Annotated in this window: 15 protein-coding genes; 6 read left to right on the top strand and 9 right to left on the bottom strand. The window is 57.6% G+C overall.

All coding sequences use genetic code 11. The features are described from left to right. Positions 1 to 8 precede the first annotated feature (8 nt). Positions 9 to 1,295 (top strand): ABC transporter substrate-binding protein, encoded by a 1,287-nt coding sequence (locus tag NKJ21_RS08785; protein ID WP_008806348.1) that lies wholly within the window; start codon positions 9 to 11, stop codon positions 1,293 to 1,295. Positions 1,296 to 1,354: 59 nt separating this feature from the next. On the opposite strand, the gene NKJ21_RS08780 is transcribed toward NKJ21_RS08785, so the two are convergent. The 4 genes from NKJ21_RS08780 to NKJ21_RS08765 form a co-directional block, all read right to left on the bottom strand. Continuing rightward, positions 1,355 to 2,698, bottom strand: a complete 1,344-nt coding sequence (locus NKJ21_RS08780; protein ID WP_022064921.1) for a carbohydrate porin — start codon at positions 2,696 to 2,698, stop codon at positions 1,355 to 1,357. 121 nt (positions 2,699 to 2,819) lie between these two features. After that, positions 2,820 to 4,253 carry a glycoside hydrolase family 32 protein gene (locus NKJ21_RS08775; protein WP_254732863.1) on the bottom strand — a complete coding sequence of 478 codons (1,434 nt, stop codon included), beginning with the start codon at positions 4,251 to 4,253 and terminating at the stop codon, positions 2,820 to 2,822. Positions 4,254 to 4,272: 19 nt separating this feature from the next. Beyond that, positions 4,273 to 5,514, bottom strand: a complete 1,242-nt coding sequence (locus tag NKJ21_RS08770) for an MFS transporter (RefSeq protein ID WP_012540640.1) — start codon at positions 5,512 to 5,514, stop codon at positions 4,273 to 4,275. A gap of 12 nt (positions 5,515 to 5,526) precedes the next feature. After that, complete coding sequence (locus NKJ21_RS08765) at positions 5,527 to 5,661, bottom strand: hypothetical protein (RefSeq protein ID WP_046621754.1); 135 nt, start codon at positions 5,659 to 5,661, stop codon at positions 5,527 to 5,529. A gap of 94 nt (positions 5,662 to 5,755) precedes the next feature. On the opposite strand from NKJ21_RS08765, the gene NKJ21_RS08760 reads away from it, so the two are divergent. After that, positions 5,756 to 6,751 carry a LacI family DNA-binding transcriptional regulator gene (locus NKJ21_RS08760; RefSeq protein ID WP_008806352.1) on the top strand — a complete coding sequence of 332 codons (996 nt, stop codon included), beginning with the start codon at positions 5,756 to 5,758 and terminating at the stop codon, positions 6,749 to 6,751. Here NKJ21_RS08760 and NKJ21_RS08755 read toward each other — a convergent pair. Together NKJ21_RS08755 and kduD are read right to left on the bottom strand one after the other, a co-directional pair. Next, positions 6,748 to 8,169, bottom strand: coding sequence for a sugar porter family MFS transporter (locus NKJ21_RS08755; RefSeq protein ID WP_008806353.1), 1,422 nt, complete (start codon positions 8,167 to 8,169; stop codon positions 6,748 to 6,750). The two genes, NKJ21_RS08760 and NKJ21_RS08755, sit on opposite strands and share 4 nt — an antisense overlap. A gap of 298 nt (positions 8,170 to 8,467) precedes the next feature. Further along, the gene (gene kduD / locus NKJ21_RS08750) at positions 8,468 to 9,229 is read right to left on the bottom strand and encodes a 2-dehydro-3-deoxy-D-gluconate 5-dehydrogenase KduD (protein WP_012540639.1); all 762 of its coding nucleotides are present in this window, start codon (positions 9,227 to 9,229) and stop codon (positions 8,468 to 8,470) included. Positions 9,230 to 9,716: 487 nt separating this feature from the next. On the opposite strand from kduD, the gene NKJ21_RS08745 reads away from it, so the two are divergent. After that, positions 9,717 to 10,892, top strand: a complete 1,176-nt coding sequence (locus tag NKJ21_RS08745; RefSeq protein ID WP_008806355.1) for an oligogalacturonate lyase family protein — start codon at positions 9,717 to 9,719, stop codon at positions 10,890 to 10,892. Positions 10,893 to 11,026: 134 nt separating this feature from the next. Here the strand turns inward: NKJ21_RS08745 and ompK26 are convergent, their stop codons facing one another. From ompK26 to NKJ21_RS08730, 3 genes are all read right to left on the bottom strand, one after another. After that, positions 11,027 to 11,722 carry a KdgM family porin OmpK26 gene (gene ompK26, locus NKJ21_RS08740; protein ID WP_012967271.1) on the bottom strand — a complete coding sequence of 232 codons (696 nt, stop codon included), beginning with the start codon at positions 11,720 to 11,722 and terminating at the stop codon, positions 11,027 to 11,029. A gap of 249 nt (positions 11,723 to 11,971) precedes the next feature. Then, positions 11,972 to 13,150: an acetyl-CoA C-acetyltransferase gene (locus NKJ21_RS08735; RefSeq protein ID WP_008806357.1), complete on the bottom strand. Its 1,179-nt coding sequence runs from the start codon at positions 13,148 to 13,150 to the stop codon at positions 11,972 to 11,974. A gap of 118 nt (positions 13,151 to 13,268) precedes the next feature. After that, complete coding sequence (locus NKJ21_RS08730; protein ID WP_008806358.1) at positions 13,269 to 14,138, bottom strand: LysR family transcriptional regulator; 870 nt, start codon at positions 14,136 to 14,138, stop codon at positions 13,269 to 13,271. Positions 14,139 to 14,240: 102 nt separating this feature from the next. On the opposite strand from NKJ21_RS08730, the gene NKJ21_RS08725 reads away from it, so the two are divergent. From NKJ21_RS08725 to NKJ21_RS08715, 3 genes are all read left to right on the top strand, one after another. Next, positions 14,241 to 14,699 carry a multidrug/biocide efflux PACE transporter gene (locus NKJ21_RS08725; RefSeq protein ID WP_043876102.1) on the top strand — a complete coding sequence of 153 codons (459 nt, stop codon included), beginning with the start codon at positions 14,241 to 14,243 and terminating at the stop codon, positions 14,697 to 14,699. Positions 14,700 to 14,823: 124 nt separating this feature from the next. After that, complete coding sequence (locus tag NKJ21_RS08720) at positions 14,824 to 16,053, top strand: amino acid permease (RefSeq protein ID WP_254732846.1); 1,230 nt, start codon at positions 14,824 to 14,826, stop codon at positions 16,051 to 16,053. 119 nt (positions 16,054 to 16,172) lie between these two features. Then, positions 16,173 to 17,051 (top strand): aldo/keto reductase family oxidoreductase, encoded by an 879-nt coding sequence (locus tag NKJ21_RS08715; RefSeq protein WP_032733782.1) that lies wholly within the window; start codon positions 16,173 to 16,175, stop codon positions 17,049 to 17,051. The last annotated feature ends 273 nt before the right edge of the window (positions 17,052 to 17,324 follow it).

Raw genomic sequence — 17,324 nt, 5'->3', positions numbered from 1 at the left:
GTATTAAAATGAAAAACGTGCTTTTAAGCGCCGTCATCTCCGCCACTCTGGGCCTTACCGCATTACCGTCAATGGCGAAGGATGTCGACCTTCGTATGTCCTGGTGGGGGGGCAACGGCCGCCATCAGGTCACCCTCAAGGCGCTGGAGGAATTCCACAAACAACATCCCGACATTAACGTCAAAGCAGAATACACCGGCTGGGACGGCCATCTTTCGCGCCTGACCACCCAGATTGCCGGCGGCACTGAGCCGGACGTGATGCAGACCAACTGGAACTGGTTGCCGATCTTTTCGAAAAATGGCGAGGGCTTTTACGATCTCAATACCCTGAAAGACGAGATCGACCTCAGCCAGTTCGATGCCAAAGAGCTGCAGTCCACCACGGTCAACGGCAAGCTTAACGGTATTCCCATTTCCGTCACCGCCCGCGTCTTCTACTTTAACGACGAAGCGTGGAAAAAGGCGGGCATCGCCTTCCCGAAAACCTGGGATGAGCTTATGGCGGCGGGCAAAACCTTCGAAAGCAAGCTCGGGAAACAGTACTACCCGGTCGTGCTCGAACACCAGGACGTGCTGGCGCTGCTCAACTCTTATATGGTGCAAAAATACAATCAGCCGGCCATCGATGAGAAGGGGCGCAAATTTTCCTACAGCAAAGCGCAGTGGGCAGATTTCTTCGGTATGTATAAGAAGCTTATCGACAACCATGTGATGCCGGACACCCGCTACTATGCCTCGTTCGGCAAGAGCAACATGTACGAGATGAAGCCGTGGATCCAGGGTGAATGGGGCGGCACCTACATGTGGAACTCCACCATCAACAAATATTCCGATAACCTGAAGCCGCCGGCGAAGCTGGTGCTGGGGGAATACCCGATGCTGCCGGGCGCCACCGACGCCGGACTGTTCTTCAAGCCCGCGCAAATGTTGTCGATTGGCAAATCGACGAAAAACCCGCAGGCGGCGGCGAAAGTGATTAACTTCCTGCTGAACAGTAAAGAAGGGGTGGATATTCTCGGACTGGAGCGTGGGGTACCACTGAGTAAAGCGGCGGTCAACTACCTGACCGAGGACGGGATCATCAAAGCCGACGATCCGGCGGTGTCTGGCCTGAAACTGGCACAATCCCTGCCCACGACCCTGCCGGTCTCCCCGTACTTCGACGACCCGCAGATTGTCGCCCAGTTCGGCACTACCCTGCAGTACATCGACTACGGTAAAAAGTCGGTGGAAGAAGCGGCCGAGGACTTCCAGCGCCAGACCGACCGCATTCTGCGCCGCGCGATGCGCTAACCTGCCCGTCTGAACTCTCCCGCGGCGTCCGCCGCGGGAGAGTCTGCCTGAGTATCCTGTCAGAAAAAATATTTAAAACGCACCCGAGCGCCGTAGCGTTCATCGGGATTCCCGCTCTTCGCTGCCGTGGAATCGAGCCACGAAGCATAGGCGCCAAGGTAAATATTGAAGTTCGGCATCGCCATAATATTCGGCAACTGCCAGGAGGTGTGCAGAGTATGGATGTCATAGCGCCCCGGCGCGAGAATTGCGCAGTCGCCATCACATTCGCTGGTCACCCCGGCCATATTGAACTGGTCGATTTTGTTATGCGCGTAGATATAGCCCAGCTCCACGCGATGCCACAGGGCGTTAATTCCGGCGCTGAAGTCGGTTTCGTCCGCCGCGTCCAGCAGGGCGGTACTCAGATTGACCACCGCCCCATCCTGCGGGTCGCTTTTCAGGGTGTTCCAGCTCATGGTCAGCCCGTAGCCGGTGCGATTTGACTGGTCGACCCAGCGTCCGCTCTGGTTCTGATAGCCGTAAGCATTGTTGACGAGATTGCTCTCTATCGCCGCGGCCGCCGACCAGGCGCCGGACTGCCACACCGCCACCGGCCGCACGTACACCACATTTTTGCGGTTTTCCAGCGCGTTACCGTGATAGTTCTGATCGACAAACAGCGAACTGCCGTCCTCCACCAGGGTATTAACCTCGAAATACCAGTTATCCACCGTTTTGCTGAACAGAAGGTTGCCGCCGCTGCTGCTGCGCCCGCGCCCCTCTTTCATCATGTAAATATAGCCATAGCCGTCGGAATAGAGATCGTTGGCGGTATTGCCTGAATATTCAATAAAGGTGTCCTGATTCAGGGGGAACATATCCCAGGCTTCAAAGCGGCCTATTTTTATTTTCCAGTCATCCTGCTGACCAAAGAAAAATACCGCATCGTCGAGATTCATTTTGCCATCCATATCCGCCAGCGGCTGCACGCTGAATCCGGCATATTTCCCGTCAGCGCCATTACGCCTGCCGTCAATCCCCAGCAGAATACGACCATTAATATCCCAGCGTTCTTTATCGCCCGGCGCCCAGCTTTTATTCGCGCTGGTTTTGACCGACGTCAGACTGCCGGTGCGGCTGGCGCCATCGAGGTTAAATTCGACGTCGCCATAAAATTTTAATTCGCCATTGTCGTTTAGCTGCAGGCGCGGCGTAGCCGGCGCCGCGCGGGCGACCGTCGTGGCCTGCTGCTGGCCTTTCAGTGTCTTAATTTCCGCCTCTGCGCTGGCGGCGCGCGCCTCCGTTGCCTTTAACCGCTGCTCCATTTGCGCCAGTCGCTCCTCCAGCGATAACGGCGCCTGCGCCATAACGGATGGCAGATACAGAGACGTGAGAAAACACCCGACCCAGATTTTATTCATCGGTAAACCCTTTTATTATGGAATGAACTGAATATGTTATTAATGGGTAACGCACGACGATGCAGGCAATAATAACCCGCCCATCGTCAAAGACGGGTTATTAACGACAACAGCCTTATTATTATTCGAGCTGCCAGGCGCCGGCTTCAGTTAATGCAGCTGAGCCGCTCCAGGCAAATAACGCTAATTCACGGCAAGGGACCTGCGGATAGATACGACTGCTCAGGCAGGCTTCGCCATCATTGACGAAAACCTCAACCGAAGAGCTATCGATAAATATCCGCAGGTTGAGATCCGCCCCGGCGGTCAACGGCACGCTGCGCGTCCCGCACAGGCCAAACTGCGGATAATACCGCTCCACCACCAGACGCTGCTGTTGGGCATCCACGTAGATGCGCAGGCCATCGCCAAAGCGCAGACCATACTGCTCAGCGCTGCTGCGGGCGCAGTCCCAGCGCAGGTGCACCTCCATCGCCTCGCAGTTGTCGACCATCGTCGTCTGCTGGTTGTTCAGGGTGCTGACCGGCCACGGGAACCAAACGCCGCGCAGGCTCTCCACTTCTTTCGCCGGGCGCATCTGCAGGCGGTTATCGGCGCTCAGGCTCAGCTCGCGCGGCAGGGAGAGCATGCCCGCCCAGCCGTCCTGCTGCTCCGGTAGCGGCGATTCCCACATATCCAGCCAGCCAATCACGATCCGCCGGCCATCGGGGGTGGCGAAGCTTTGCGGGGCATAGAAATCGTGGCCGTGGTCCATCTCCCTGAATTCGCCGTGGCGAATAAAACGCTGCCCCGGCTGCCACTCGCCGATCAGATAGCCGCTCTGGAACAGATTGCGGTTGCGGAATCCTTCGGCCTGCATCCCCTGTGGGGAAAACATCAGGACGCGCTTGCCGTTGAGGGTGAAGAAGTCCGGGCACTCCCACATGTAGCCCATGGTGCTTTCCGCTTCATCCAGCACGCCCGCATCCTGCCACTGGCGCAGATCGGTTGAACGGTACAGCCGTACCTGGCCGGTATCGCCTTCACGCGCGCCGACGATCATGTACCAGCTATCCCCTTCCCGCCAGACCTTCGGATCGCGGAAGTGGTGCATGCCTGGAGGGGTGTCGACCACCATCCCCTGGCGCTCAAAGTGGATCCCGTCGCGGCTGGTGGCCAGACACTGCACCTGATACAGATTGGCTTCGTCGCCAGGATCGCCGTGGAACTTATGCCCGGTGTAAATCAGCGCCAGGGTATCACCATCGACCACGGCCGAACCGGAGAAGCAGCCGTCTTTATCTTCCGGCCCCTCCGGCGCCAGCGCCACCGGCAGGTGCTCCCAGTGCACCAGATCCTTACTGCGCGCGTGCCCCCAGTGCATCGGCCCCCACTGGGTGGAATACGGGTGATGCTGATAAAAGGCATGGTACCAGCCGTCGAACCACACCAGACCGTTAGGGTCGTTGATCCACCCGGCGCGGGCCGCCAGGTGATAGTGTGGATACCAGCGCAGATTGAGCGCCTGGCGTTGTGTCTGGAGTACCTGTTCAGCCCGGGAGATTGTGTAAGTCATCATTTTCACTCTTTTTGATTCAGATAGCGGTAGGTTGCGACACCAGCGGATCGGCCGAGGATTTACCGGAGCGCAACAAGAAGATGGAGATAAAGGTGGTGCAGAACACCAGCAGGCCCATGATCAGATAGGACTGGGCGAAGCCATATTTTTCATAGCTGTAGCCCGCCAGCGGCGACAAGACGCTGGCAATGATCGAGCTGGTGCAGGCGAAACCCACCAGATAGAGGGTGGAGGAGAGGCGTTTATCAAAGTTGATGCTGTTGTACTTAAAGATAGCCACCAGCAGTATCGGCAGCTCCACCGCGTGCAGCAGTTTGGTAATGGAGATCAGCAGCGGCCCCTCCACCAGGCCAGAGGCCACCATGCGCATCGCCATCACCATGCCGGCGAAAATCAGACCGTTCTTGGCGCCGATACGGTTCACCAGCCACGGCGCGCAGAACATGCCGGCCGCCTCGAGGAACACCTGGAAGGAGTTGAGATAACCATACATCTCATTGCCTTCCTGCAGGGTCGCGAACTGCGATGAGAAATAGACCGGGAACTGCTGGTCATAGACGCCGTAGATGCAGGTGCCGATGACGAAAAAGACCAGCGCCCAGAACCGAGGCAGCGTCAGCAGGCGCAGCGCATCTTCCAGCGTCACCTTACCGCCCGATACCGCCTCCTGCATCGCATGCGGCGCCGAGGAGACCCGCAGCCGCGCCAGCAGGATAAAGAACACCAGCCCTGAGCAACTGGCGACGAGGAAGTTAAGCTGCGGATTGATATTAAACAGCAGGCCGGCGAAGAAGGTGGCCACCGCCCAGCCGAGCGAGCCCCACATCCGTGCCCTGCCGAATTCAAACTGGCTCTGACGCGCCACGCGCTCGGTGTAGGATTCCAGCACGCCAATGCCGCCGTTAAAGGTCAGGCCGATGTAGATCCCGCCGAAGATGCTGCCCAACAGGACGTTAATCTTCAGCAGGTGGCCGAACAGCAGATACGCCGGACCGGAGAGGATCAGCAGCGCGGTGATATACCAGAGCAGATGTTTGCGCAGCCCCAGTTTGTCCTGAATGAAGCCATAGCAAACTTGCGCAAACAGCGCGGAAACCGACAGTACGGCATAGATAATACCGGTATCGCCAGCCTTTAACCCAACCTCCTGGTGAAGCCAGATAGAGAGCAAGGAGCCGGATGACGACCAGGTCACGAAAAAGAAAAACAGTAAGGCACTGAGCAACGGGTAGCTGTGTGAGTGATGCGCTTTCATCATGACATTCTCGTGTTAGAGGAATGCAATTATGGTAACGTTAACAAAAAACAAAACGCAGGGGGATTCGCTGCGATACATGATGTTAATCACAAAAGTTAACGTTAACATAATGAAGATGCGATCGCGATCAAATATTAACCGCGGCAGCGTTCAGGACGGCGATAGCAGAAAATCGTTTCACTCTTTTACATCAGCGACTTAGTTGTATAGCCTGTACTCTGCAGCCACGGCGGAGGAAAAAATGGCGTCCCTGAAAGATGTAGCAAAACTGGCGAATGTATCTCTGATGACCGTCTCGCGGGCGCTGAACACCCCGGAGCGGCTCAAGCCGGAGACCCTGGCCCGCGTGCAGGCCGCCATCGCCGAGACCAACTACGTCCCCGACCTGTCGGCGAAGAAGATCCGCGGGGCGCGCGCCACCCCCAGCACCATCGGCGTGCTGGCGCTGGATACCGTCACCACGCCCTTTTCGGTGGAGATCACCCTCTCGATCGAAGAGACCGCCCGCGCCCACGGCTGGAACAGCTTTGTGGTCAACATGTTTTCGGACGATAGTCCGGAAGCGGTGGTCGACCTGCTCCTCTCCCACCGTCCGGACGGCATTATCTTTACCACCATGGGGCTGCGCCAGGTGCCGCTGCCGGACAAACTGCTGACTCTGCCCTGCGTGCTGGCCAACTGCGAAAGCCTCAGCCAGCCGGTGGCCAGCTATATCCCGGACGATGAACAGGGCCAGTACGACGCGGTGAAAGCCCTGCTTGCCGCTGGCTATCGTCATCCGCTGTGCCTGCACTTACCCGCCAGCCAGCTGGCGACGATCCGCCGCCGCCAGGGGCTGGAGCGCGCCTGCCGGGAGGCGGGTATCGAACCGGACCATCTGATCCATTCGTATATGGGCCAGGGCGATGAGCATTACCACGATATCCCGGCGGTGGTGCTGGCGCATATCCGCGAGGGTAAACCTGGCTTTGACTCGGTGATCTGCGGCAACGATCGCATCGCGTTTATGGTCTATCAGACGCTGCTGGGTCAGGGGTTACGCATTCCCCAGGACGTGGCGGTGGTGGGATACGACAATATGGTGGGCATTGGCGATCTGTTTCTGCCTCCGCTCTCCACGGTGCAGCTGCCGCACTACGACATCGGGCGCCTGAGCGCCCTGCATATCATTCACGGCGACAACCATCGGGAGACGCGCAAAGTCGCCAGCCCGTGGTTGCCGCGCGCCTCACATTAACGGTTACCGATGTTGCGAAGCTTCTCGCCCGCCATCAGGTTGCGCTCAATGTGCTCGAGGGTGACATTCTTGGTTTCCGGGATCAGCCAGAAGGTGACGCCGATAAAGGCCACGTTGAGCACCGTGTAGAGCCAGAAGGTGCCGGCGGCGCCAATCGCGTCAAGCAGCGTCAGGAAGGTGGCGCCGATGATCATGTTCGACACCCAGTTGGTGGTGGTCGAGCAGGTGATACCGAAGTCGCGGCATTTCAGCGGCTGGATCTCGGAGCAGAGGATCCACACCACCGGCGCCGCGCTCATCGCATACCCGGCAATACACATCATGGTCATGCCGACGGAAAGCCAGGAGAGACCGCTGGAGGCGGTGCCATTGTCGAACTGCATCAGGCAGTAACCCAGCACCAGGGTGCCCAGCGCCATCACGCTAAAGCCGATTTTTAGCGCCGGCTTACGACCCGCTTTATCCACCGTGAACACCGCAATAAAGGTGGCAAACATAAAGGTCAGGCCCACCACCAGAGTGGCGATCATCTGCTGTTCGGTAGTGGTAAAGCCCGCCATTTTAAAGATACGCGGCGCGTAGTACATGATGATGTTCATGCCGGTGAACTGCTGCATCGCCTGCAGCAGCATGCCAAGGAACACCGCCCGGCGCACGTTACGATTGACCTTAAACAACGCCCAGCCGCCCTGCTTCAGCTTCAGGCTCTCACGGATCTCGTTAAGCTCGTCGCGCGCCTTTTCCGAGGTATCGCGCAGCATCCGCAGCACCTCTTCCGCTTCGATATGGCGTCCTTTCTCCGCCAGCCAGCGCGGGCTGTTCGGCAAAAAGACGACCAGAATAATCAGGATCACCGCCGGCAGCGCCAGCACGCCTAACATGGCGCGCCAGTTACCGCTGTAGCTAAAGGCGGTATCGGAAAGAAACGCCAGCACAATGCCGAGGGTCACCATCAGCTGGTACATACTGATCATTTTCCCGCGCACGTTCTCACTGGCCATCTCGGAGAGGTACAACGGCGCGGTATAGGAAGCGATCCCGACGGCCACCCCCAACACCACGCGGGCTATCAGCAGCACCTCCACGCTGGCGGCAAAAGCGGAGCCGATAGAGCCGGCAACAAAGAGCACAGCCCCCGCCATCAGGCTGTATTTACGGCCGAGGCGGAACGACAGCCAGCCGTTAAACAGCGCACCGATCGCCGCCCCCAACATCATACTGCTGACCACCCACTCCTGAAGCTGGCTGGATAAGGTGAAGTGGTCGGTAATAAAGGGCAGCGCCCCGGATATCACGCCGATATCCAGGCCAAAGAGCAACCCCGCTACCGCCGCAGCGATAGAAACAAACCAGTTCATCCGCCGGGTGTCACGTTGTGTCCGCGGCGTTAATGCAGAGTCGTTACTGATTGAAGTCATTTTTATTCCTGCCACACAGAGAAAGACATAGGACGAAAGTACGTGACTGGCGGAGGAGTTTGTCAGGCTGGATAAGCCAAAGATATGGACTATTTTGCTGGCAGGAGAGGTTTTGTGATGGACATTAAACTTTCTAAGGAACAAAAAATGCGTTTGTCATAGTGAATAACCCTGTCCATACAGGGCAGTAACATTAATCAGGCGATATAGAATATGGACGATTATCACTTATTGATATGGACAATAATTGCTCACTCGGCCGGTGCGATACTCACCGCCCCGGCCGTCGCGGAGGGGGTTAGCGCGCCAGCCAGCCGCCGTCCACCGCCACCGTGTAGCCATTGATGTAATCGGAAGCTGGGGAGGCAAGGAATACCACCGGCCCCATCAGATCGGCCGGCAGGCCCCAGCGCCCGGCGGGAATGCGGTCGAGAATTTCGCTGCTACGCTGTTCGTCAGCGCGCAGCTGCTGGGTGTTATTGGTCGCCATATACCCCGGAGCGATGGCGTTGACGTTGATATTGTGTTTGGCCCATTCGTTCGCCAGCAGGCGGGTCACGCCCATCACCGCGCTTTTGGACGCCGTATACGATGGCACGCGGATCCCGCCCTGGAAAGACAGCATGGAGGCGATGTTAATGATCTTCCCGCCGCTGCCCTGGGCGATAAAGTGCTTCGCCGCCGCCTGGGACATGAAAAATACGCTCTTGATGTTCAGGTTCATGACGTCGTCCCAGTCCTTTTCGCTGAACGCCAGCGCGTCCTCGCGGCGGATCAGCCCGGCGTTATTGACCAGAATATCAATATGGCCGAACTCCGCCACCGCACGCTCCAGCAGCTGGGGGATACCGTCGATCTGGCGCAGGTCGGCGGTCAGGCTGAGAAAGCGGCGTCCCAGCGCCGTCACCCGCTCGATGGTTTCCACTGGCTCGACGATATTGATACCAACAATATCGCATCCTGCTTCCGCTAGCCCGAGGGCCATTCCCTGACCTAAACCGGTATCGCATCCGCTCACGACGGCTACTTTTCCCTGCAGGGAGAATGCATCAAGAATCATAATGTGTTCCTTAATCGTTCAGAGCCTGCTGCGTGCAGGCAAGGTTCTCTCGGCCCTGCCCACGCCGATGGCGGAGCTGAGCGTGGGGTGAACTCTCGGGCATAGCCCACCATAATGAAAATAAAACAGAGTTCCGTTTTTGCTGATGGGTGCCATCTTAGCCCTGCCCCCTGTCATTTTCAATAATATTTAAAACGATGTTTCATTTTTTATGATGGCGATTACAAAAAAAGAAAAAGCGAAGGCACCTGGCGGCACGCGCCGGGTCGGAAGCGATTTTAAAAGGTTGATGATTCAATCGGTTGTCTGGAGAGACGGCAGAAGACAGGCCAACAGGCCGCTGAAAATGCGGGAATTACGCTGAACTGCGTGAAGCATCACAAATAATGAAACGATGTTTTGATAAATTAACACTCATCTTTTAAAACACATCACTCAGCGACACGCCTCTGGTCCAGCGGCATCGCAGGAAAGAAAGGAGCACTACATGGCTAAAGGCATGCGGGTCAAACTGAATTATCAGGTCAGCCACGATCCGGATACCGGAGCGGAAGTTACCCGCTTAACCCCTCCGGAGGTCACCTGTCATCGCAACTACTTCTATCAGAAGTGTTTTTTTAACGATGGCAGCCATTTACTGTTCGCCGGCGAGTTTGACGGCCACTGGAACTACTATCTGCTGAATATCGCCAGCGCCGAGGCCATCCAGCTGACGGAAGGCGCCGGGGATAACACCTTCGGCGGCTTCCTCTCCCCGGACGATAAGTCGCTTTATTACGTGAAAAATGACCGCACCCTGCTGGAGGTGAATCTGACCACCCTCGTTGAGCGCGAAGTTTATCGCGTCAGCGATGACTGGGTCGGCTACGGCACCTGGGTGGCAAACAGCGATTGCAGCAAACTGGTGGGCATTGAGATTGCGAAAAGCGACTGGACGCCGCTCAACGACTGGCAGATTTTTCATGACTTCTTTCACAAAGGACCACACTGCCGCCTGCTGCGCGTCGATCTGCACAGCGGTGAGAGCCAGGTGATCCATGAGGAAAAAATCTGGCTGGGACACCCAATCTATCGTCCCTTCGACGACCACACCGTCGCCTTCTGCCATGAAGGGCCGCACGATCTGGTGGACGCCCGCATGTGGCTGGTCAATGAAGATGGCAGCCACGTCCGCAAAGTGAAAACGCATGCCCCGGGCGAAAGCTGCACCCATGAATTCTGGGTACCGGACGGTTCGGCGCTGATCTACGTCTCCTATCTGAAAGGTCAGCAGGGGCGGACGATCTATCGCTTTGATCCCGAAAGCGGCGTCAACGAGGCCCTGATGACGATGCCGGCCTGCTCGCATCTGATGAGCAATTTCGACGGCACGCTGCTGGTGGGCGATGGCTCAGGGACCCCGGTGGATGTCAAAGATACCGGCGGCTACTCCATTGATAACGATCCTTATCTGTATGTCTTTAACGTGGCGCAAAAACGCTACTTCCGCGTCGCACGTCATGATACCTCGTGGGCGACGGTGGCCAACAGCCGTCAGGTGACTCACCCACACCCCTCGTTTACCCCGGACGACAGCGCCATTCTGTTCAGCTCCGATAAAGACGGTAAACCGGCCATCTATATCGCGAAATTACCCGAGCATCCGCCAATGCTAAGCGCCTGATCCACGCCACACGTCTTTCTGTCACTGGCCTTGCCCTCCTTCGCGGAGGGCTTTTTTTGTCCCTTCTCTTTCACCCATAAAAAACCCCGGCTGACGGCGCCGGGGAAAACAAACGATGAGGGCTGAATGGTCTGTCAGAACGAGTAGGCTACCCCAACGCGGAAGCGGGTCTGACGATCGCTGCGGTCGTTCACCCCGACGTTGCCAATTTCACCATACGGTGACCAGTTGTTATCCAGCTTATAAGCCACCTTCACGTTATATTCCTGCGAGTAGGGTTTGTTGTCGTTGCGGCTGACCCCTTCGGAACTGCGGGCATAGACATAGTTCAGCTCTGTACGCCAGTCACCAAGCGCAAACCCGGCCCACGCGTCGCCGCGGTTAACTTTGTCATCATCTTTACCGGCGTTGTTCGGATAACGGGTGTATTCATAGCGATAGCGAGCGGCGACATAGAAGCCGTTGTCGAAGCTGTATTGCACGTGGAGGTGCGGCTTGTAGATGGAGCGGCTGTCGTTGCTCTCAATGGTAAACCCGGGGGTGAGGAAAAAGTTCGACGTTGCTTTCCAGCGCCAGCTGATGGTGTCTTCATGTCCATTACCCACCACGTCTGAATAGGGCTGCGAACCGTTGTCGCCACCCGAGCGCCATTTGGCCTCGACGGTAAAGCCTAGCCCGTTGGCAAAACGGTGGGAAACGGAGACGCGGTCGGCGTTACTTTTATCGCTCTTGCCGCCATCTATAAATTCATGACGTAAATCTATCGTTACCGCAGTCGCCGCAAAAGACATACCACAGAGGGCGGCCAGAACCAGAGATCGTTTTAACATAGGGTACCCCTTATAATAAATAAAATGTCATTTCGTTTTTATGAAACGTTATTTTATTTTTTAAGCACCTTAGTTTTAGTGACCAGGATCGTAGTTATTTGTTTCAAAAAATGTGGCACAACAAGACGTGACGGAGCTCAATAAATTCGCCAGGGGGGAAGTGAAATACGCGAGAAAAAGCAGGGTTCGGCAAAGCGCGGCGCATAAAAAAGGCCTCCCGCAGGAGGCCATGTAGATCGAGACAGAGCGTCAGGCGCGCTCTACCGCCAGCGCCACGCCCTGACCGCCGCCGATGCACAGCGTCGCCAGCCCTTTACGGGCATCACGCTTGATCATTTCATGCACCAGCGATACCAGGATCCGGCAGCCGGAGGCGCCGATGGGGTGACCGAGGGCGATAGCGCCGCCGTTGACGTTGACCCGCCGTTCATCCCACTCCAGTACCCGGCCAACCGAGATCGCCTGAGCGGCAAAGGCCTCATTGGCTTCGATCAGATCGACGTCGTCCAGCCGCCAGCCGGCCCGCTCCAGACAGCGACGGGTGGCGTGCACCGGGGCAATGCCCATCAGCGCCGGATCGACCCCGACGCTGGCGAAGGCGCGGATCCGCGCGAGGATCGGCAGCCCCAGTTCAAGAGCTTTGGCTTCACTCATCATCATCACCGCCGCCGCGCCGTCGTTGATGCTGGAGGCGTTGCCGGCGGTCACCGACCCGAGGCGGTCGAAGGTAGGCTGCAGGCTGGCCAACCCTTCCGCGCTGGCATCCACCCGCGGTTGTTCATCGGTATCCACGGTGCGCGCCGCGCCGTTATGCTCGGTAATAACCGGGACAATCTCGTCGCGAAAGCGGCCGGAATCAATCGCCTTGCGCGCCTTATGCTGTGAGCTGAGCGCCCAGGCGTCCTGCAACTCGCGGCTGATGCCGTATTCCCGGGCGAGGTTTTCCGCCGTAACGCCCATATGATAATCGTTGAAGGCATCCCACAGTCCGTCATGCACCAGGCTGTCAATCAGCTGGCTGTTGCCCAACTGGGCGCCGGTGCGGCTGTCGGTGAGTACATGCGGAGCGCGGCTCATATTCTCCTGGCCGCCGGCGATCACCACATCCGCTTCCCCACACTGAATCGCCTGGGTGGCGAGGTGCAAAGCCTTCAGGCCGGAGCCGCAGACGTCGTTTATGGTAATGGCCGATACAGTGTTAGGCAGCCCGCCGCGAATTGCGGACTGCCGCGCGGGGTTTTGCCCGGTACCGGCGGTCAGCACCTGGCCGAGGATCACCTCATCCACACTCTGCGGATCGATCCCTGTCTGCTCAACCAGCGCTTTCAATACCACACTCCCCAGCTCGACGGCTGAATGGCGCGATAAGGCACCCTGAAAGCAGCCAATCGGCGTTCGCAGCGCCCCGACGATCACGACATCCTTCATCCTCTACCCCTGCCCATGCTTTTGCGCAAAGAAACAGCGATATACTAGATAATTGTTATCAAAAAACTTTGTAATTGTTTAAAAAAAGTGAAGCCAATCACAAAGAAACCGCTTTTTATTAACGTTCACGCCGCTGCAGATGCTCACGCAGCCAGCTGCCGGCCGCCCCCGGCGGCGCTTTCTTATTCCACAGCAGATCGACCGAAATCGCCCGCGGCCAGCCGGGAATATCAAGCGCCACCAGCCCGCCCTGCGGCGCAAACTCCGCCACCAGCGCACAGGGCAGAATGCACCAGCCGAATCCCTGCACTGCCATGCTGAGCAGCAGCAGGTAGTTTGGCGCCGACCAGACCTGACCTGCGGCAGGTTCGGTGGCGCTGGCCAGAAAGGTGCTCAACCGCAGCTCACGCCAGCTGCGCAGCTCATCCCAGACGACCTTGCCCTGCGCCGCCAGCGGATGGTCAGGCGCCACGTAAATGCCCATCGCCGTCTGCAGCGGCAGGCGGGTGCTGCCGATGTCGGTCGGGTAGCGATCTCTGGCCTCAATCAGCCCCACCTGGGCGCGGGCTTTTTGCAGGAGATCGATCACATCCTCGTCTTCGCCAATCAAACACTCAAACTCGGTATGGGGAAAGCGGCGGTCAAACTGCACCAGCAGATCTTCCAGCACGTCCGGGTGCAGGGTGTCCGAGAGCACGAAGGTCAGTCGCGGTTCCGTCTCACCGGCGAGCGACACCGCCAGCTCATCCAACCGCTCGCTGGCGGCGAGGATCGCTTTGACATAGCTTAGCACCTGCTCCCCCTGCGGCGTCAGCGTCGGCTGCCGCGTTGCCCTGTCAAAGAGGGTCACGCCGAGATCGGCCTCCAGGTTGGCGATAGCGGTACTGATCGTCGACTGGCTTTTACGCAGGCGACGGGCGGCAGCGGAAAACGATCCGCAGTCAACCGCCTCCACAAAGGCGGTTAACGCTTCCGGGGAATAACGCATAATCTATCTACTTTATCGATGGTTTCTATCTTTTGTTTATCATATTTTTCCATAAAATGCCGGGTAATTTCCTGTTCAGGCTAAAACTGGAGGTCGCTCGCCATGCAACAGATCCCTCATCAGCGCAAGACGCTTACGGAACGCGTTATCCACGCCATCACCTTCGAAGGACTGGCGACGCTGATCCTCGCCCCTACCGCCGCCTGGCTGATGCAGCGCTCGGTCGTGGAGATGGGCGGGCTGAGTATTCTGCTCGCTACCCTGGCGATGGTATGGAACATCATCTATAACGCGATGTTCGATCGCCTGTGGCCGGTCTCCCGCTTTCCCCGCCAGCTGAAAGTGCGTGCGCTGCACGCGCTGGGCTTTGAGACCGGATTCATCATCATTGGCGTCACCATGGTGGCGATCGTGCTGGGCGTATCGCTCTTGCAGGCGTTTATGCTGGAGATCGGCTTCATGCTCTTCTTCCTGCCCTACACCATGGCGTTTAACTGGGCATGGGACACCCTGCGCGAGCGCGTTATCCGCCGCCGCCCACGCCAGCCGGCGCGCGGGTAGTACCCCGGGCGGATCCTCCACGATCCGCCGCGACTTTATCACCAAAAACTATCGCAACAGACGAACCATAAATATGGTAAATTGCACTCCTTTTTTTTGGTTTACCGGTTGATAAAGTCGCATAATGTCTAAAATTTGGTCTAAAGAAGAAACTCTATGGAGTTTTGCCTTATATGGCACTGCAGTAGGCGCTGGGACGCTATTTCTACCGATCCAGCTGGGTTCGGCTGGCGCCATTGTCCTGTTCATCACCGCGCTGGTCGCCTGGCCGCTCACCTACTGGCCTCACAAAGCGCTAAGCCAGTTTATTCTCTCGGCCAATATCGCGCCGGGAACCGGGATCACCGGCGCAGTCAATCACTACTATGGTAAGAAAATCGGCAACCTGATCACCGGCCTCTATTTCCTCGCCTTCTTCGTCGTGGTGCTCATCTATGCCGTGGCCATCACCAACTCGCTGGCCGAGCAGGTGGCGCATCGTACGCCGGTGACCCCCACGCTGCGCGCGCTGCTGAGCCTGGGCGTTGTGCTGGTCCTCAACCTGATCTTTCTCATGGGTCGGCAGGTCACCATCAAGGTGATGGGCTTTCTGGTCTTCCCGCTTATCGCCTGCTTCCTGTTTCTCTCCCTCTATTTAATCCGCGACTGGCATCCTGAGCACCTCACCAGCCAGATACAGTTCAGCACGCACACGCTCCATCAGATCTGGATCTCCATTCCCGTGATGGTTTTCGCTTTTAGCCATACGCCGATCATTTCTACTTTTGCTATCGACCAGCAGGAGAAACATGGCGACCTGGCCATGGGTAAATGCAAAAAAATCATGAAGGTGGCCTACACCATCATCTGCGCCAGCGTGCTGTTTTTCGTCTTCAGCTGTCTGCTGGCGATCCCGGCGACCTATATTGAAAGCGCCCGCGATCAGGGGGTGACCATCCTTTCCGCCCTGTCGATGGTGCCGGGCGCGCCCGGCTGGCTGGCGGTAACCGGCATCATCGTTGCCGTGGTCGCCATGTCGAAATCCTTCCTTGGCACCTACTTCGGGGTGATTGAAGGCGCCAGTGAAATCGTCAAGAGTTCGCTGGGGCTGGTCGGCGTGCGTAAGAGCCGCGCCTTCAACCGGGCGATGTCGATCCTGCTGGTCTCCGCCTTCACCTTTGCGGTGTGCTTTATCAACCCGAATGCCATTTCGATGATCTACGCTATCAGCGGGCCGCTTATCGCCATGATCCTGTTTATCATGCCCACGCTGTCCACCTGGCTTATTCCGGCGCTTAAACCGTACCGCTCGGTGGGTAACGCCATTACGCTGGTGGTCGGCCTGCTCTGCGTTTCAGTGATGTTCTTTGGCTAATCGCCTCTGGCGGCAGCGGCTTACCTGAGCCGCTGCCGCACATTCTGACAACATTCTCGCCCTTCCCTTTCCCCTGAGCGGATTACACTTACGGCTTAGCCACCGTAAGGAGAGTTCGTATGTCCAGTGTCACCTTATCCGGTCGCGGCACGCTCGGCGATCGCCAGGTTTATCGGTTGGGTTATGGCGCGATGCAGCTGGCCGGCCCCGGCGTCTTCGGCCCGCCGAAAGATCCCGAGGAGGCGGTGCGCGTCCTGCAGGCTGCCGTCGAGGCCGGGGTAAACCATATCGATACCTCTGATTTTTACGGTCCGCATGTGACCAATCAATTGATCCGCAAAGCGCTCCATCCCTATCCTGACGACCTGTGTATTGTCACCAAGGTTAGCGCCCGCCGCGACGAGAAGGGCAACTGGCTGCCGGCCATGTCGCCTGCCGAACTGACCCAGGCCGTCGAGGATAATTTGCGTAACCTGGGGCTCGACGTGCTGGAGGTGGTGAACCTGCGCAGTATGCTCAGCCCTCACGGCCCGGTGGAAGGCTCGCTGGAGGCGCCGCTCACTACCCTGCTGGAGCTCAAAGCGCGGGGATTGATCCGCCATATCGGCCTCAGCAACGTGACGGCAAAACAGGTCGCGGATGCGCAGAAAATGACGCCCATCGTCTGCGTGCAAAACCTCTATAACATTGCCCATCGCGCCGACGACGCGCTGGTCGATACGCTCGCCGCGCAGCACATCGCGTGGGTGCCCTTCTTCCCGTTGGGTGGTTTTACGCCACTCCAGGCGCAGGAGCTGAACGAGGTCGCGGCCTCGCTTGAGGCGACGCCGATGCAGGTCGCCCTGGCCTGGCTGCTTCAGCGTTCGCCGAATATTCTGCTGATCCCCGGCACGTCTTCCCGCACGCACCTGGCGGAAAATATTGCCGCCGCGCAGCTGGCCCTGCCGGGCGACGCCCTGCGCATCCTCGATAATATCGCCACCCGCGCACGCCCCTGACCCGTGGGGAGAAATGGGGGGAACGACAGCTATCCTTAATATTTGCCTGGAAAAACCTCAACACTGCTGGCACTATAGATCTTACAAATGGGGTGTGATCGACGATCGTTTTCTCATTATCCCCGTTAATCAAACTACTGTTTTTATCCTTCGACCGGTCTCCAGCATGGAGGCCGTTGTCGTTTTTGTCATGACCAAAATTTGAAACTCTTGATTACAGGAAACACAATATCGAATTCCAAGTTTATACATATCAATCTGGCTGCAAAGATA

Origin of the sequence: Klebsiella sp. SWET4, assembly GCF_024296565.1 — a bacterium.
Lineage (GTDB): Bacteria > Pseudomonadota > Gammaproteobacteria > Enterobacterales > Enterobacteriaceae > Klebsiella > Klebsiella variicola.
This window is presented reverse-complemented; position numbering and strand designations above follow the sequence as displayed.

Excerpts from the sequence above, each read along its gene's own strand:
- NKJ21_RS08785 (WP_008806348.1), top strand. The coding sequence starts at position 9 with ATGAAAAACGTGCTTTTAAGCGCCGTCATCTCCGCCACTCTGGGCCTT.
- NKJ21_RS08780 (WP_022064921.1), bottom strand. The coding sequence starts at position 2,698 with ATGAATAAAATCTGGGTCGGGTGTTTTCTCACGTCTCTGTATCTGCCA.
- NKJ21_RS08775 (WP_254732863.1), bottom strand. The coding sequence starts at position 4,253 with ATGACTTACACAATCTCCCGGGCTGAACAGGTACTCCAGACACAACGC.
- NKJ21_RS08770 (WP_012540640.1), bottom strand. The coding sequence starts at position 5,514 with ATGATGAAAGCGCATCACTCACACAGCTACCCGTTGCTCAGTGCCTTA.
- NKJ21_RS08760 (WP_008806352.1), top strand. The coding sequence starts at position 5,756 with ATGGCGTCCCTGAAAGATGTAGCAAAACTGGCGAATGTATCTCTGATG.
- NKJ21_RS08755 (WP_008806353.1), bottom strand. The coding sequence starts at position 8,169 with ATGACTTCAATCAGTAACGACTCTGCATTAACGCCGCGGACACAACGT.
- kduD (WP_012540639.1), bottom strand. The coding sequence starts at position 9,229 with ATGATTCTTGATGCATTCTCCCTGCAGGGAAAAGTAGCCGTCGTGAGC.
- NKJ21_RS08745 (WP_008806355.1), top strand. The coding sequence starts at position 9,717 with ATGGCTAAAGGCATGCGGGTCAAACTGAATTATCAGGTCAGCCACGAT.
- ompK26 (WP_012967271.1), bottom strand. The coding sequence starts at position 11,722 with ATGTTAAAACGATCTCTGGTTCTGGCCGCCCTCTGTGGTATGTCTTTT.
- NKJ21_RS08735 (WP_008806357.1), bottom strand. The coding sequence starts at position 13,150 with ATGAAGGATGTCGTGATCGTCGGGGCGCTGCGAACGCCGATTGGCTGC.
- NKJ21_RS08730 (WP_008806358.1), bottom strand. The coding sequence starts at position 14,138 with ATGCGTTATTCCCCGGAAGCGTTAACCGCCTTTGTGGAGGCGGTTGAC.
- NKJ21_RS08725 (WP_043876102.1), top strand. The coding sequence starts at position 14,241 with ATGCAACAGATCCCTCATCAGCGCAAGACGCTTACGGAACGCGTTATC.
- NKJ21_RS08720 (WP_254732846.1), top strand. The coding sequence starts at position 14,824 with ATGTCTAAAATTTGGTCTAAAGAAGAAACTCTATGGAGTTTTGCCTTA.
- NKJ21_RS08715 (WP_032733782.1), top strand. The coding sequence starts at position 16,173 with ATGTCCAGTGTCACCTTATCCGGTCGCGGCACGCTCGGCGATCGCCAG.